14 protein-coding genes are annotated in these 15,070 nt (G+C 71.7%); 3 read left to right on the top strand and 11 right to left on the bottom strand.

The genetic code is table 11. The features are described from left to right. Positions 1 to 4: 4 nt before the first annotated feature. Both FK529_RS11870 and FK529_RS11865 read right to left on the bottom strand, forming a co-directional pair. A complete protein-coding gene (locus FK529_RS11870) occupies positions 5 to 676 on the bottom strand; it encodes a LuxR C-terminal-related transcriptional regulator (RefSeq protein WP_146561336.1) in 672 nt (223 codons plus the stop codon). After that, complete coding sequence (locus FK529_RS11865) at positions 673 to 1,875, bottom strand: ATP-binding protein (RefSeq protein WP_146561571.1); 1,203 nt, start codon at positions 1,873 to 1,875, stop codon at positions 673 to 675. The genes FK529_RS11870 and FK529_RS11865 overlap by 4 nt, the downstream gene beginning before the upstream one ends. Before the next feature lie 355 nt (positions 1,876 to 2,230). On the opposite strand from FK529_RS11865, the gene FK529_RS11860 reads away from it, so the two are divergent. Further along, positions 2,231 to 3,595 carry a PspC domain-containing protein gene (locus FK529_RS11860; protein ID WP_146561334.1) on the top strand — a complete coding sequence of 455 codons (1,365 nt, stop codon included), beginning with the start codon at positions 2,231 to 2,233 and terminating at the stop codon, positions 3,593 to 3,595. Further along, entirely contained in the window at positions 3,585 to 3,833 is a 249-nt protein-coding gene (locus FK529_RS11855; RefSeq protein ID WP_193559692.1) for a hypothetical protein, read from the top strand. Before FK529_RS11860 ends, FK529_RS11855 begins: the two co-directional genes overlap by 11 nt. Here FK529_RS11855 and FK529_RS11850 read toward each other — a convergent pair. The 6 genes from FK529_RS11850 to guaB form a co-directional block, all read right to left on the bottom strand. Continuing rightward, positions 3,766 to 4,584 carry an SDR family oxidoreductase gene (locus FK529_RS11850; protein ID WP_146561332.1) on the bottom strand — a complete coding sequence of 273 codons (819 nt, stop codon included), beginning with the start codon at positions 4,582 to 4,584 and terminating at the stop codon, positions 3,766 to 3,768. The two genes, FK529_RS11855 and FK529_RS11850, sit on opposite strands and share 68 nt — an antisense overlap. Before the next feature lie 40 nt (positions 4,585 to 4,624). After that, positions 4,625 to 6,196 (bottom strand): glutamine-hydrolyzing GMP synthase, encoded by a 1,572-nt coding sequence (gene guaA / locus FK529_RS11845; protein WP_193559691.1) that lies wholly within the window; start codon positions 6,194 to 6,196, stop codon positions 4,625 to 4,627. Positions 6,197 to 6,235: 39 nt separating this feature from the next. Further along, positions 6,236 to 6,916, bottom strand: a complete 681-nt coding sequence (locus tag FK529_RS11840; RefSeq protein WP_146561327.1) for a DNA alkylation repair protein — start codon at positions 6,914 to 6,916, stop codon at positions 6,236 to 6,238. Between the two features lie 104 nt (positions 6,917 to 7,020). Further along, positions 7,021 to 8,769 (bottom strand): GMC family oxidoreductase, encoded by a 1,749-nt coding sequence (locus FK529_RS11835; RefSeq protein ID WP_146561325.1) that lies wholly within the window; start codon positions 8,767 to 8,769, stop codon positions 7,021 to 7,023. A gap of 112 nt (positions 8,770 to 8,881) precedes the next feature. After that, positions 8,882 to 10,060: a GuaB3 family IMP dehydrogenase-related protein gene (locus FK529_RS11830; RefSeq protein WP_146561323.1), complete on the bottom strand. Its 1,179-nt coding sequence runs from the start codon at positions 10,058 to 10,060 to the stop codon at positions 8,882 to 8,884. A 59-nt stretch (positions 10,061 to 10,119) separates the two neighbouring features. Then, a complete protein-coding gene (gene guaB, locus FK529_RS11825) occupies positions 10,120 to 11,661 on the bottom strand; it encodes an IMP dehydrogenase (protein WP_146561321.1) in 1,542 nt (513 codons plus the stop codon). Positions 11,662 to 11,745: 84 nt separating this feature from the next. On the opposite strand from guaB, the gene FK529_RS11820 reads away from it, so the two are divergent. After that, complete coding sequence (locus tag FK529_RS11820; protein WP_146561319.1) at positions 11,746 to 12,135, top strand: DUF5319 domain-containing protein; 390 nt, start codon at positions 11,746 to 11,748, stop codon at positions 12,133 to 12,135. 78 nt (positions 12,136 to 12,213) lie between these two features. On the opposite strand, the gene FK529_RS11815 is transcribed toward FK529_RS11820, so the two are convergent. The 3 genes from FK529_RS11815 to FK529_RS11805 are packed head-to-tail and all read right to left on the bottom strand — an operon-like array spanning position 12,214 to position 14,874. Next, a complete protein-coding gene (locus tag FK529_RS11815; protein WP_146561317.1) occupies positions 12,214 to 13,401 on the bottom strand; it encodes an anti-sigma-D factor RsdA in 1,188 nt (395 codons plus the stop codon). 1 nt (position 13,402) lies between these two features. Then, entirely contained in the window at positions 13,403 to 13,975 is a 573-nt protein-coding gene (locus FK529_RS11810) for a sigma-70 family RNA polymerase sigma factor (RefSeq protein WP_146561315.1), read from the bottom strand. Positions 13,976 to 13,995: 20 nt separating this feature from the next. After that, positions 13,996 to 14,874, bottom strand: a complete 879-nt coding sequence (locus FK529_RS11805) for a hypothetical protein (protein WP_146561313.1) — start codon at positions 14,872 to 14,874, stop codon at positions 13,996 to 13,998. Positions 14,875 to 15,070: the final 196 nt, after the last annotated feature.

Below are 15,070 nucleotides of genomic sequence, written 5' to 3'. Positions count from 1 at the left end.
GGGGTCAGTCCGCGAGGTGGCGGGTGTGCGCCCAGCGGGTCAGGGCGTTGCGGTTGCTCTGCTGCGTCTTGCGCAGCACGTTCGAGGCGTGGGTCTCGACGGTCTTCACCGAGATGAACAGGTCCTCGGCGATCTCCCGGTAGGTGTAGCCGCGCGCCAGTAGGCGCAGCACCTCCAGTTCGCGCGGGGTGAGCGAGTCCAGCTCCGGGTCCAGCGCGGGCTCGGGCGCGGGCGAGCGGCCGGTGAAGGAGTCCAGCACGAAGCCCGCGAGCCGCGGCGAGAAGACCGCGTCGCCCTCCGCGACGCGGCGCACCGCGTCGGCGAGCTCCTCCCCCGAGATCGTCTTGGTGACGTAGCCCCTGGCGCCGGCGCGGATCGTGGCGATCACGTCCTCCGCGGCGTCGGAGACGCTGAGCGCGAGGAAGACCGGGGCCTTCTCCAGCTTCGCCCGGGGAGCGCCGTCGGTCACGCCGCGCAGCACCGCGACGCCGCCGCCGTCGGGCATGTGCACGTCGAGGAGCACGACGTCGGGGGCGGCGGCGAGGATCCCCGCCACGGCCTCGCGGACGGTGCCCGCCTCGCCCACCACCTCGATGGAATCCTCACGGGCCAGCTCGGCGCGCACGCCGGACCGGAACACACCGTGGTCATCGACCAGGAACACCCGGTAGCTCACGCACTCTCCTCCGCTGACTCCGGCGCGACCGTCTCGTCGCCCTCCGCGAGCCTCGCCATCGACAGCCGCACCTCGGTGCCCCGGCCCGGAGCGGTGCGGATCGCCACGCTGCCGCCGCGGCGCTCCATCCGGGACCGGATCGACTTGGCCAGGCCCTGCCGGTCCGACGGTACCCCGTCCGGGTCGAATCCGACGCCGCGGTCGCGCACGTAGACCGCCACCGTGGCGTCGTCGACCTCCGCATAGGTGTCGATGCTCTCGCAGCCGGAGTGCTTGGCGGCGTTCACCATCGCCTCCTTGGCGGCCCCGAGCAGGGCGGTGAACCGATCGTCGACACCCAGTTCCGCACCCTCGACGTCACCGACGGTGATCACGTCGACCGCCACGGAGTGCGCGTCCTCGACGTCGGCCGCGGCGGCCTTGAGCGCCGCGGCGAGGGACTGCGCGGGCGCCTCGGAGCCGCCGAACAGCCACTCCCGGAGCTCGCGCTCCTGACTGCGGGCCAGCAGCTTGACAGCGGCACCGTCGGCGGACTGCTTCTGGATGAGGGCGAGCGTCTGGAGCACGGAATCGTGCAGGTGCGAGGCGATCTCCTCGCGCTCGATGGTGCGGACCCGGGCGGCGCGCTCGGCGCCGAGATCGCGCCACATGCGCACCCAGATGGGCACGGTGAGCAGCGCGACGCCCACCAGGGTGAGCACAACGGCGGCGAGCGCGGTCGGGATCGCCGCCACGTCGACCCGGCCCAGGAAGACCACGGCCAGGCCGACGATCACCAGCGTGACGCCGCCCAGCATGCGCAACCAGGTGATGAGGCGCGAACCACTGCTGAGCGCGGACGACGGCGCCCGCGTGGCGGAATCCGCCTCCCGCCAGACCAGGGCGGCGCCGATCCCGATGACCAGCACGGGCACCACGTAGCCGGCGCCGGTGTTGCTCGCGACGGACGCGAGCGTCGCGGCGCCGACCACGCCGAGGACCGCCAGCGCGAGACCCTGCCGACGCTCGGCCGGATCGGGGTGCTCGGTGTCGGTACCCGGCCGGCACATGAACCATAGCAGCGCGTACATCACTACGCCCGCGCCGAGCAGCGCGAGCAGGGTGAAGGCGATGCGGACCCTGGTGACGTCGACGCCGAGGTGGTCGGCGATGCCGCCGCACACGCCGCCGATCACCGCGCCGCCGTTGCGGCGCTCCATCCGGGGGTAGGACGGTGCCGGGGCCGGCTGCTCCGGGAGCGGGAGAACGGCGGGACGGGCGGTGGCGGGCGACGGAGCGGGTGCGCGGAAACCGGCGGCCCGCGCCTGTTCCGCGCCCTGCTGCCACCCGTGCTGCCAGTTCTGCCAGCCCTGCTGCCACGCCTGCTGGCGAGCCTGCTGCCGCGCCCACCGACGCTCTGCTCGTCTGCTCATGATCCCTCGATGGTGGCACGGATCGCCGGTCTCGGGTATCGGGGAAGCCCCTGAAAGATCGCCCGCACCCTGAGGCTCGGTGCCGCGATTTCAGGGTAGATCCCGATGGACCGGGGCCGCCGCGCGCCGCAGGATCGACGGCATGGATACGACAACCCTCTCCAGCCAGCTCCGGCAGATGTGGGAGACCAGGCCGCTCCGGGCCCGCAACGCGCCGATCGCCGGCGTGTGCACGGGCTTCGCGCGCCGCTACCAGGTGGACGTCGCGCTGGTGCGCGCGGCGTTCATCGGGGCGACGGTGCTCGGTGGACTCGGTTTCGTCGCCTACATCGTCGGCATCTTCGTCCTCCCCAAGGAGTCCGAGTACGCGTACGGCACGCCCGTGCAGCGCTCGGGCCCGCCCACCTTCGTCCTCATCGTCGCGGCGGGACTCGCGGTGACCCTGGGCGGCGGCATGAGCGCCTCCTGGCCCGGCGCCTGGTTCATCAGCCTCGCCCTGCTGCTCGCCGGCTGGTACGCGCTGCACCAGCGCCTGCCCGTGCCGCCGCCCGGCACCGCCGTGTCCTCCCGGCTCGCGCCGGCGGCCCCCGTCGGGGCGTGGCAGCCGCCCGCGGCGCAGTTCCCGTGGCAGCCCGTGTGGACGCCGCCGGCGGGCACGGATCCGATGACGCCCGGCCACGACGCGCCGAAGGCCGCCGCTCCGGCTCCGGAGCAGGCGCCCGGGGCGGGCCCCGCCGCCGAGCCCGCCGCGGCACCGTCGGAGCCGCTGAACCTGCGGAAGGCGCCGTCGCCCGAACCTCCGCGCGTGGAGACCCAGGCGACCGAGCAGATCCACCCGCCCCGCTGGGATCCGTTGGGCGCCGCGCCCTTCGCGTGGGACCTGCCCGAGCCGGCAGCGGCCCACGCCCCCGTCCCGGCCGGACCCCGGCGCCGCACGCGGATCACCCCCGTCACGCTCGGTATCGCGCTGCTCACCGCCGCGGCGATCGCCACCGTCAACCTGGTTCTCGGCATGCAGATCTCGCCCGTGGTCGCAGCCGCCGTCGTACTCGGGGTGGTCGGCGCGGGCCTCGTGGCGGGCGCCTTCCGGCGCAGCGGCTACGGCCTGCTCGCCGTCGCGATCCCCCTGGCGGGCTTCGTGGTGGTGGGCACGATGGCGCAGAACGTGATGACCGGCTTCGCCGATGCGCCGCGTGGCGACATGAAGTACACGGTGCCCACGCCCGCAGACCTCCAGGCGCAGTACGACCTGCAGGTGGGCTCGCTGCAGCTCGACCTGCGGCAGCTCACCCTCGACCACGACCGCACCGTGACCACCCGGGTGGGCGTGGGCGACACGCAGATCCAGATCCCCGCCGCGATGAACGTGAAGGTGCGGTGCCAGGTGTCGGTCGGTGACTCCGATTGCCCCGCGGCACTGAACACCGTCGTCACCCCCGGCGCCCCTACCCTGACCATCGACGCCCAGGGCAACGTGGGCGATGTGGAGGTGAACCGTGTCCGCTGAGACCGAATCCGTACGCACGCGCGGCGTCTCGCCCGCGCTCCTCGTCGCCGGGATCGCCGCCCTGGCGATCGCCGCCTGGGGCATCGTCGGAGGCCCCCGCCTCATCGACGCCGGCACCCTGCTCGGCATCCTCGCGATCGGCGCCGTCGTCGTGGCGGGGGTGACCCTGATCAGGCCGCGAAGAGGCTCCGATTCCGCGCCGCCCACTGCGCCAGGCTCATCGCCGGACGGCCACTGAGTTCCTCGACCAGCGAGTTCGCCTCCTGCCGGTACCGGCGGGAGGCGTCTTGCAGGTCCAGGTACCAGCCGGCCATATCGCCCATGTGGGGACGCAGGGCCTCCTCCGCCTCCTCCCGGCTGATCTGCTCGAAGCCCACCTCGCGACCGATGCCCTCGCCGATCTGCGCGGCCATCTCGACCCGAGTCAGGAAGCTCGGTCCGGTGAGCTCGTAGACCTTGCCGACGTGCGCGCTGTGGTCCTCGGCCGCGAGCAGCGCCGCCGCGACCGCGGCGATGTCGTCCATCGAGATCGGCGCGCTCCCCGCGTCCGGGTAGGGTTCGCGCACCACGCCCGTCGCGACCTGCCCCGCCCAGCCCGCGAAGTTCTCCATGAACTCGCCCGGGCCGAGGACGGTCACCGCGAGGCCACTCGCGAGAATGGTGTCGGTGAGCGCCTGCCAGTGCGCGCTGCCCGAGGTGGCGACCACGTACTCGACGCCCGCGTCCTTCGCGCGCCGCAGCACCTCGGCCGCCGTGGGCTCGTAGGGCGCGAGGTACATCGCCGTCACGCCGTCGAAGGCGTGGCCGTGCGCACCGTCGAGCGTCTCGGGCTTGCCGATGAAACCGGAGAACGCCTCCACCCCGCTCGGCAGCGCCGCCTTCGCTGGGTTCGTGGTGAGCGCCCGGATGTCGCCGACCCCCCTCGCCACCAGCTCGTCGACCACTTTCCGCCCGATGTTGCCCGTCGCACCCGTCACCAGAATCGTCATGGCGTCGACGGTACCGGCGGCACAGGCCAGTCCGTGACCGCTATTCCCACTCGATGGTCCCCGGCGGCTTGCTCGTCACGTCGAGCACCACGCGGTTGACTTCTTCGACCTCGTTGGTGATGCGGGTCGAGATGATCTCGAGGGTCTCGTACGGCACGCGAGTCCAGTCCGCGGTCATCGCGTCCTCGGAGCTGACGGGGCGCAGCACGATCGGATGACCGTAGGTTCGGCCGTCGCCCTGCACGCCCACGCTGCGGACGTCGGCGAGCAGCACGACGGGGCACTGCCAGATGGTGCCGTCGAGGCCCGCGGCCGTGAGCTCCTCGCGGGCGATCGCGTCGGCCTTGCGCAGCAGGTCGAGCCGGTCCTTGGTGACCTCTCCCACGATGCGGATCGCCAGGCCCGGCCCCGGGAAGGGCTGGCGGCCGACGATCTCCTCCGGCAGGCCCAGCTCGCGGCCCACCGCGCGGACCTCGTCCTTGAACAGCAGCCGCAGCGGCTCGACGAGCGTGAACTCGAGGTCCTCCGGCAGGCCGCCCACGTTGTGGTGGCTCTTGATGTTCGCCGTGCCCGCGCCGCCGCCCGACTCCACCACGTCGGGGTACAGCGTGCCCTGCACGAGGAAATCGATGGTGTGCCCCTCGGCCGCCCGCGCGCCCAGCGCCTCGGAGACGACGTCCTCGAACGACCGGATGAACTCGCGGCCGATGATCTTGCGCTTCTCCTCGGGATCTGAGATGCCCTTGAGGTGCCCGAGGAAGACCTCCTCGGCGTCGACGGTGATCAGGCGCGCGCCCGTCGCCTCCACGAAGTCCTGCTGCACCTGCTCGCGCTCCCCCTGCCGCAGCAGGCCGTGATCGACGAAGACACAGGTCAGGCGGTCACCGATGGCCTTCTGCACCAGCGCGGCCGCGACCGCGGAGTCGACGCCGCCCGACAGCGCGCACAGCGCGAGCCCGTCGCCGACCTGCGCGCGCACGTCCTCGATGAGCTGCTCGGCGATGTTCGCGGCGGTCCAGGTGGGCGTGAGCCCGGCGATCTGGTACAGGAAGCGCGTGAGCACCTCCTGCCCGTGCGGGCTGTGCAGGACCTCGGGGTGGTACTGGACGCCGGCCATCTTCGCGGCGACGTTCTCGAACGCGGCCACGGGGGCGCCCGGCGTCGACGCCACCGTCGCAAAGCCCTCGGGGGCCACCTGCACCGCGTCGTTGTGGCTCATCCACACCGGCTGCTCCGCAGGGAGCCCGCCGTGCAGCACACCGTCGCCCTGGGGAGTCAGGGTCGTGCGACCGAACTCGCGGCCACCCGTGTTGGCGACCGTGCCGCCGAGGGCGCGGGCCATCATCTGGAAGCCGTAGCAGATCCCGAACACCGGGACGTCGAGGTCGAAGACCGCCGGGTCGAGGCTCGGGGCGTCCTCCGCGTACACCGACGCGGGGCCGCCCGACAGCACGATGGCGGCGGGGCTCTTGGCGCGCACCTCCTCGGCGGTGATGGTGTGCGGCACCACCTCCGAGTAGATCCGTGCCTCGCGGACGCGGCGCGCGATCAGCTGGGCGTACTGCGCGCCGAAGTCGACGACCAGAACGGGATTGGGTGAGGAGTCCGTCACCCGGGTCAGTCTAGTCGCGGGCGAGGGCGTGCTCCGACATCAGGGCGCGTCCGCGAGGGCGGCCCCGTCCTCGCGGCGCCGGACGATCTCCGCGATCCAGGCCGGAGCGTAGGGCGAGGTGCAGCCCTTCGAAACGGGGTAGTCCGCGAGCACCTGCAGCTCCTCGCCGATCGCGACGGCGCGGGCACGCCGCCCCTCGTCCTCGATGCCGATCGTCGCGAGGGTCTCGTTCATCGCCCACTGCAGCTTCGGCTCCGCCTCCCGCATCTCACGCGCGATGGTGTCGAGCAGCGCATCGCGGTCGAGGTCCGCGGTCGTGACCGCGTGCGTCGTGAGCGTCCAGCCGGCCGCCCGGACCCGCGGGTCGGCGTCGTCGAACCACCGCGACCGCAGCGCGGCGGCGTGCGGCGACTTCTTGACCAGGTAGTTCAGCAGCCAGTCGTGCGCCTTCTCACTGCGGGTGGTGCGCAGCATCGCGTCCACATCGTCCTCGGTGAACGCCTTCGGCCTGCTGATGAGCAGCGCGACCAGCTGCGCCGCGACGTCGCCCGACTCCCACAGCTCGCCGGCCAGCTCGCGGTCGGTGCCGAGCGACTTCGCCACCGCGCGCAGCTTCGTCAGATTCACCCCGTGCGGGTCGCCGTGCCGCTCGTTCACCGCGCGAGCCCTAGGATCCTCCAGCGCCGCCAGTTCCGTGATCACATCCTCAGCACGCGACATGGGCTTCAGATTAGTCGACTCGGAGCGCGGGCCTCAGGGACCGTGTTCCGCGGCCGACGGCAGCCACCGCCACCGTCGACGCGCGGAGGAGCAGAGGCGGACCGTCAGACTTGGGAGTTCTGCTCGGTGTTTCGGACCTGCGGCAGGGGCAGCAGCAACTGACCGGGCGCGCCCGCGGGAACGGCCGGCGCCTTCGGCGCGGTCGGCGCGATGCGCTGGTAGCCGGCGCCCTGCGCGGGCCGCAGATCCTGCTCGCCCTTGTTTGGCCAGAGCGCCGCGGCCCGCTCGGCCTGCGCCGCGATCGACAGCGACGGGTTGACGCCGAGGTTCGCGGAGATGGCGGCACCGTCGACCACGAATAGCGACGGGTAGTTGTGGATGCGGTGGTACGGGTCGATCACGCCCGTCTCGGGGGTTTCCGAGATCGCCGCGCCGCCGAGGAAGTGGGCGGTCATCGGGACGTTGAAGACGTCGCCCCAGGTGCCGCCGGCCACGCCGTTCAGCTTCTCCGCGCCGATCCGGGCGGCCTCGTTGCCCAACGGGATCCAGGTGGGGTTCGGGGCGCCGTGGCCCTGCTTGGAGACCATGCGGCGCTTCCTCGAGCCGGGGATCTTCTTGGTGTAGGTGGTGATCGAGTTGTCCAGGCTCTGCATCACGAGCAGGATCAGCACCCGCTGGCCCCAGTCCTTCTGCGTGAGCAGCAGCTGGAGGTCCTTCGGCTTCTTCGCCAACCCCGTGAGGAAGCCGCCGAGCCGGGTGCGCTTCTCCCCACCGTCGACGAGCAGCGTCTGCAACAGGCCCATGGCATTGCGGCCGGGGCCGTAGCGGACGGGCTCGATATGAGTGTCGGGCGCCGGGTAGAAGGAGCTGGTGATCGCGACGCCGCGCGAGAGGTCCTGCTCCGGATCCGCATGCACGCGAGCCGACCCCAGGATCGACTCCGAGTTGGTGCGGGTGAGCACGCCGAGGCGGTCCGAGAGCTTCGGCAGTGCGCCGGTGTCCTTGAGCGAGTGCAGCAATGTCTGCGTACCCCAGGTGCCGGCCGCGAAGACCACGTTGTCGGCCGTGTAGACGGTCCGGTTCTTGCGCGCGACGGCACCGGTCCGCACCGTCGACACCTCCCAGACGCCCTTGCGACCCTCGCGCAGCCCGGTCACTGTGGTCATCGGGATGAACCGCGCCCCGCCCGCCTCGGCGAGGTGGATGTAGTTCTTCATCAGCGTGTTCTTCGCACCCACCCGGCAACCCGACATGCACTGGCCGCACTCCGTGCACCCGGTGCGGGCGGGGCCGGCGCCGCCGAAGAACGGATCCGCATCGGTGCGGCCCGGCTGGTTGAAGTACACGCCCACGGGCGTCTCGGTGAACGTGTCCGCGACGCCCATCTCCTCCGCGATCTGCTTGATCACGCGGTCCGACGGGGTCTCGTGCGGGTTCTTCACCACGCCCAGCATGCGGCGCGCCTGGTCGTAGTACGGCGTGAGCTCGTCGTCCCAGTCGGTGATGTGCTTCCACTGCGGGTCGTTGAAGAACGGCGCCGGCGGCTTGTACAGCGTGTTCGCGTAGTTCAGCGAGCCACCACCCACACCGGCCCCGGCGAGCACGACTGCGTCGTTGAGCACGTGGATCCGCTGGATGCCGTAGCAGCCGAGCTTCGGGGCCCACACGAACTTCTTGAGGTTCCAGGTGCTCTCGGCGAAGTCCTCGTCCTCGAACCGCTGCCCGGCCTCGAGCACGCCGACCCGGTACCCCTTCTCCGTCAGGCGCAGCGCCGTGACGCTGCCGCCGAATCCGGAGCCGATCACGAGCACGTCGTAATGGTCGCCCGACTTCTGCTTGACTGCCTTGGCCATCTGGAACCCCTCACCCGTCCGCGGTGGACCTGTGTCACCGGGCCACGGCTGAAGCGGCCCTGCTGCCGGGTAACGGTACTACTAAACGCCACTCAATAACAGCGTTTCGCGCTCAGTACGCGACGTTGAGGCCCACCTTCTGGAACTCCTTGAGCTCGCTGTAGCCCGCCTTCGCCATCGACCGTCGCAGGCCGCCGACCAGGTTCAACTGGCCGTTCGGCTCCGTCGACGGGCCCGTGAGAATGGTGGCGAGCGAGGGCGCGGTGCCCGCCGTTTCGCCCTCGCCTGCGTCGAGCCCGCCGAGTTGCGCGGGCGCCACGGCGCCGCGCGGCATCGACGGGTGCGCCGCCACCGACGGCCAGTACCAGCCCTTGCCCGGCGCCTCGGCCGCGATCGCCAGCGGAGCACCCAGCATCGTGGCGTCGGCGCCGCACGCGATCGCGCGGGCCACGTCACCGGAGCTGTAGATGTCGCCGTCGGCGATGACGTGCACGTACCGGCCACCGGTCTCGTCGAGGTAGTCGCGGCGGGCCGCCGCGGCGTCCGCGATCGCGGTGGCCATCGGCACGCCGATGCCCAGCACCTCGCGGGTGGTGGTGGCGCCCTCGGCTGAGCCGTAGCCCACAATGACGCCCGCGGCGCCCGTGCGCATGAGGTGCAGTGCGGTGCGGTGATCGCTCACGCCGCCCGCGACGACCGGCACGTCGAGATCGCCGATGAAGGTCTTGAGGTTGAGCGGCTCCCCCGCCGAGTCCTCGGCCGAGACGTGCTCGGCGGAGATGATCGTGCCATGGATGACCAGCAGGTCGATGCCCGCCTTGACCAGGACCGGGGTCAGCTCGCGAGCGCGCTGCGGCGAGACGCGCACGGCCACCGTCACCCCCGCGTCCCGCACCCGGCCGATCGACGCGGCCAGCAACTCGGGGTCGAGCGGCGCCGCGTGCAACTCCTGCAGGCGGCGGATCGCCGCGATGCCGGTGATGTCGGACGCGGCCAGGGCGACGACCTGCTCCAGCTGAGCCTCCGCATCGCGGTGACGCGCGAACAGCCCCTCCGCGTTGAGCACGCCCAGGCCGCCGAGCTTGCCGAGCTCGATCGCGAAGTCCGGCGAGCCGATCGCGTCCGTCGGGTGCGACAGGATCGGGGTGTCGAAACGGTACGCGTCGAGCTGCCAGGCGGTGGACACCTCCTTCGACGAGCGGGTGCGCCGCGAGGGGACGATGTTCACGTCCTGCAGCTCGTAGGTGCGCCGGGCCGTGCGGCCCATGCCGATCTCAACCATGTCGCGCAACGCGCTCAGTCCTTCCGGTTCCGGAGCGGCCGCTCCGAATGTACCTGGTCAGCAGGGGTCTAGCGCGTGGTGTAGTTCGGCGCCTCGACCGTCATCGTGATGTCGTGCGGGTGCGATTCTTTCAGACCCGCAGCGGTGATCTGCACGAACTGGGCACGGTTGAGATCGGCGATGGTCTGGCTGCCGGTGTAGCCCATGGCCGCGCGCAGGCCACCGGTGAGCTGGTGGATCACCGAGCCGAGCGGCCCGCGGAACGGCACCCGGCCCTCGATGCCCTCGGGGACCAGCTTGTCCTCGGAGAGCACGTCGTCCTGGAAGTAGCGGTCCTTGGAGTAGGACTTGGCCTGGCCGCGGCCCTGCATGGCGCCGAGGCTGCCCATGCCGCGGTAGCTCTTGAACTGCTTGCCGCCGATGAGGATGAGTTCGCCCGGCGACTCCGCGGTGCCCGCGAGCAGCGAGCCGAGCATCGCCGTCGACGCGCCGGCCGCGAGGGCCTTCGCCACATCGCCCGAGAACTGCAGGCCCCCGTCGGCGATGACGGGAACGCCCGCCGGCGCGCACGCCGCGGTGGCCTCCAGGATGGCCGTGATCTGGGGGGCGCCGACACCGGCGACCACGCGGGTGGTGCAGATCGAGCCGGGGCCCACACCGACCTTCACGCCGTCGACGCCCGCCGCGACCAGCGCCGCCGCGCCCTCGCGGGTGGCGACGTTGCCGCCGACCAGCTGCACGTCGTCGCCGATCTCGTGCTTGAGCTTCTCGATCATGTTCAGCACGCCGCTCGAGTGGCCGTGCGCCGAATCGACCACCAGCACGTCGACGCCCGCGTCGCGCAGCGCCATCGCGCGCTCCCAGGCCTCGTCGCCGGCGCCCACCGCGGCGCCGACCAGCAGGCGACCGTCGGAATCCTTCGTGGCGTTCGGGTGCTGCTCGGTCTTGACGAAGTCCTTTACCGTGATCAGGCCGGTCAGCTTGCCGCTGCCGTCGACGATGGGCAGCTTCTCGATCTTGTGCCGGCGCAGCAGGCCCAGCGCGGCCTCGGCCGTGACGCCCTCCTGCGCGGTGATCAGCGGCGCCTTCGTCATCACCTCGGCGACGGGGCGGTCGAAGTCGACCTCGAAGCGCATGTCGCGGTTGGTGATGATGCCGACCAGGGTGCCCGCGTCGTCCGTGACGGGCAGGCCGGAGATGCGGAACCGGGCGCACATCTCGTCGACCTCGCGAAGCGTGTTCGACGGGCTGCAGGTGACCGGATCGGTGACCATGCCGGCCTCGGAGCGCTTGACCGTCTCGACCTGCTGCGCCTGCGCCTCGATGGAGAGGTTGCGGTGCAGCACGCCCATGCCGCCGTTGCGGGCCATCGCGATCGCCATGCGGGCCTCGGTCACGGTGTCCATGGCGGAGCTGATGAGCGGGACCTTGAGCGAGATCTCACGGGTCAGTTTGCTGGAGATGTCCACCCCCGAGGGGATCACGTCGGAGGCGGCGGGAACGAGGAGGACGTCGTCGAAGGTGAGACCGAGCATCGCGACCTTGGCGGGGTCGTCGCCCCCGATGAAAACGTTGCCGGATGCGGGCGCGGAAGAGGCGGAGCGCGTCATGTATCCATGGTACGCGGCGAATTCCCACGCTCGTACAGCGCGTATGACTGGCCTTCCCCGGCCGTTTCTGCGTACCGTGGGGACGTGCGCAACAATCTTCCCCCCGGCCTTCCGCCGGATCCGTTCGCCGACGACCCGAGCGATCCGACGGCCGCGCTGGACTCGCTCGACCCAGGTCAGCCCCTCGATCCCGCCGAACGACTCGCGGTCGAGGAGGACCTGGCGGATCTCTCCGTCTACGAGGCGCTGCTCGCGCACCGCGGCGTTCGCGGACTGGTGATCTGCTGCGACGACTGTCAGGAGGATCACTACCACGACTGGGACATGCTGCGTGCGAACCTGCTGCAGCTCCTCGTCGACGGCACCGTCCAGCCCCACGAGCCGGCCTACGATCCGGCCCCCGATGCCTACGTCACGTGGGACTACTGCCGTGGCTACGCCGACGCGGCGATGAACCTCGCGAACGAGGAGTGACCCGGCCGCGTACCTCGGCCCGATGAAGGCCCCCACCGCATCGGTGGGGGCCTTCGCCGTAGGTTCGGTTCTGCCGGGCTAGCGCGGGCCCTCGACCGGCTCGACGCGCTGGACCGTCGAGCTCGAGGCGACCGTGGTGGTCGTGGCCGTCGGTCCGGACCGGGTCGTCGGGGCCGCCGAATCCGTGCTGGCCGTCGGGGTCGTGGTCGTGGTCGGCGTCGTCGTGGTCGGCGTCGTCGGGGTCGTGGTCGTCGTCGGCACGGTCGGGGTCGTGGTCGGCACGGTCGAGGTCCTGGTCGGCCCGGTCGGCGTCGGGCGGGTCGGCTCGATCGGCACCGTGACCGTCGGCACCGTCGGCGACGTGTCCGGCCCCGCCGGCGGGACCGGAGTCGGGCGCACCGAGATGGGCAGATCGGTGGAACCGACCGGTATCCCGGCGCGCGCCTCCGCGGCGCGGATCCGCTCCTCGAGTGCGGCGCGGTCCTTCTCGTTCTTCACCTTCGCCACCTGCTGGCGCGCGCTGACCAGCGCGGCCCGGGCCTCGGCCGGGTTGCTGGAGTCGATCGCCTTGTCGGCGCTCTCCAACTGGGCCTTCGCCTCCGAGGTGGCGATGGTCTGCGACGCTGCGTCGGAGAAGACGACCTCCTTGACGCTCCACAGCGCGCCGTCGCCCGGGCTCGCGGAGTTCACGAGCACCCCTCCGCCGCCGAGGATCGCCACGGCTGCGGCGGCCGCGCCGGCCACCAGGCCGAAGCGCCGGCCGCGGCGCGACGGGGCATCGCCGATGGGCGTGACGTCGCCACCCTCGCCCGACGGTGCGGCGCCTGCCGCGGGGGCCGGGGGCGGGGTCACCGGCCGGGCCGGACGCGACGGACGGGAGCCGCGGGTGCGACGCCCCGCCTCGGTGGCGGCGAGCAGCTGGTCGACCGACGGGCCGGCCGGGACCGGCGTGGTGACGATCTCGTCGCGCCAGTCCGCGAGCAGCGAGGCGAGCGCGAACTCGCTCGGATCCGCGGTGGTGACGGCGCCGCCGGCGGCGAGCGCCTCGATCAGTTCGTCGTCACGGCGGACCGAGGCCACGTCGACGGGCGCGCCGTCGTCGGTGACCCGGTCGACGAAGCCGGTGTCGTCGGCGCCGAACTCGCGGGGTGCACCGGGGCGCATCGGCCGGATCGGCGGACCAAGACGGTGAGCGGCCGTGCGCTCGGGGTCATGATGCGGATCGAAACGCCCGTTCGCGCCCCGCTCGTCCTTGTCGTCGGCCATGTCAGTTCTCACCTTCTTTCGCGATCTGGTTCTTCAGCTTGGTCAGCGCGCGGTGCTGTGCCACGCGGACGGCGCCCGCGGTGCCGCCCACGGCCTCTGCGGTCTCCTCGGCCGACAGGCCGACGACCACGCGGAGGATCAGGATCTCGCGCTGCTTCTCGGGGAGCGTGCTGAGCAGCCGGGCCATGTCACGGCTCGCCTCGGTGGCGAGCGCGTGGCTCTCGGGCCCGCCTTCCAGCGACGCTCTCTCTGGAATCTCGCCGACGGGGTCGGATTTGTTACGCGAGACGTTCCGGAAGCCGTCCGCGACCTTGTGCGCGGCGATGCCGTACACGAAAGCCATGAACGGGCGCCCCTGGTCTTCGTAACGGGGCAGAGCCGTCATCACAGCCATGCACACCTCCTGCGCGATATCCTCAGCCGACAGCGAGTGCCGCTCGCCGCCCCCGACCCGCGCGCGGCAGTACCGCACGACGAGAGGTCGGATGGTGTCGAGGACATCTGCGAGCGCCGACCTGTCCCCGCGCGCTGCTGCGCGCACGGCCCGGTCGAGCTCCTCACCTGTCAGATTCATCGCCAGCCTGCATTCCGCCGTTACACCCCTGCCAGATCCGCGCCATCACGAACCCATTCCTCCTCCAGATCGGCGGCGATCCGCGCCGCCGCCGTCCCCCGTTCCTCTCCCGACGTGCCGCTCATCAGTTTCGCACCGGCCCACCTTAGAGGATTCAACGCCGACTCGGTGGCGACGCGGTAGGCCTGTTCAACGAGGTCCCCGGCCCGGCCCGACTGCCCCGAGGCCACCGCCGCAGCGCCCGCGATGAGGAGCGTCTTCGCGTGATGCCGCGGTCGTTCCGGTCCCGGATCGGCTGTGAGCAGGGTCTCGACTGCGCTCGCCGCACCCGCCCCGTCCCCGGAGTACACCGCGAGCTCGGCCGCGACCCAGTCCCGGCGCAGGCGCGCCCGGGGCACGGTCCACCACGGGATCGGCGTCGACGGTCCGCCCTCGATACCGGTACCCGCGTCCGTCGCAGCGTCGTGCAGCGCGAGGTGATCGTCCGCGCGCACGAGCAGCCGCTCGCTCAGCGCGAGCCGTCCGGTCCCCAGCGCATCCGCCGCCAGCCCGACGGTCGCATCGACTGTGAGGGCCGCGGAAAGACCGAACCCCAGTTGTTCGGATATTCCGGACGCAAGCGCGAGCGCGGCACCGTCGGGTCCGGTGGCGGCGCGGTGCCGGCCGGATTGCCGCAGCATCGACGCCTCGAGGCATCGCGCCGCGGAGGCGAACGGACCGTCGGAGACCTGGGCGGTCAGCGTCCGCGCGGCGGCGAACCGACCCGCCCCCGCGAGCGCCACTGCACGCAGCCAGACTCGACCCCGCGGCCCGTCGAGCGGCCCGACAGGACCGCACTCCGCTCCGAAGGCCGCCGTGAGGAGGATCTCCGCGGAGGGCCCTGCGTGTTCTGTTTCCAAAGATTTAACCTGCCAGAATTTGCAGCCACGACAATGGATCGCCGAGGCCGTGTCCGGGCTCCGAGTTTACCGTCGCGTAAAGCGATTCCCGCCTCGTATCGGATATCGACCGCGCCTGCACTGCCTGACCGGTCGCCCTGAAACCATTGATCACCTGCGCGAACACCTCGTCAGCGAGACTGTTCGCTGCGGCGAT

It is taken from the genome of Tsukamurella asaccharolytica (assembly GCF_007858435.1).
GTDB lineage: Bacteria > Actinomycetota > Actinomycetes > Mycobacteriales > Mycobacteriaceae > Tsukamurella > Tsukamurella asaccharolytica.
This window is presented reverse-complemented; position numbering and strand designations above follow the sequence as displayed.

Coding starts and splice junctions, on each gene's coding strand:
- FK529_RS11860 (WP_146561334.1), top strand. CDS start 2,231: ATGGATACGACAACCCTCTCCAGCCAGCTCCGGCAGATGTGGGAGACC.
- FK529_RS11810 (WP_146561315.1), bottom strand. CDS start 13,975: ATGAATCTGACAGGTGAGGAGCTCGACCGGGCCGTGCGCGCAGCAGCG.
- guaB (WP_146561321.1), bottom strand. CDS start 11,661: ATGACGCGCTCCGCCTCTTCCGCGCCCGCATCCGGCAACGTTTTCATC.
- FK529_RS11835 (WP_146561325.1), bottom strand. CDS start 8,769: ATGGCCAAGGCAGTCAAGCAGAAGTCGGGCGACCATTACGACGTGCTC.
- FK529_RS11850 (WP_146561332.1), bottom strand. CDS start 4,584: ATGACGATTCTGGTGACGGGTGCGACGGGCAACATCGGGCGGAAAGTG.
- FK529_RS11840 (WP_146561327.1), bottom strand. CDS start 6,916: ATGTCGCGTGCTGAGGATGTGATCACGGAACTGGCGGCGCTGGAGGAT.
- FK529_RS11815 (WP_146561317.1), bottom strand. CDS start 13,401: ATGGCCGACGACAAGGACGAGCGGGGCGCGAACGGGCGTTTCGATCCG.
- FK529_RS11865 (WP_146561571.1), bottom strand. CDS start 1,875: ATGGAGCGCCGCAACGGCGGCGCGGTGATCGGCGGCGTGTGCGGCGGC.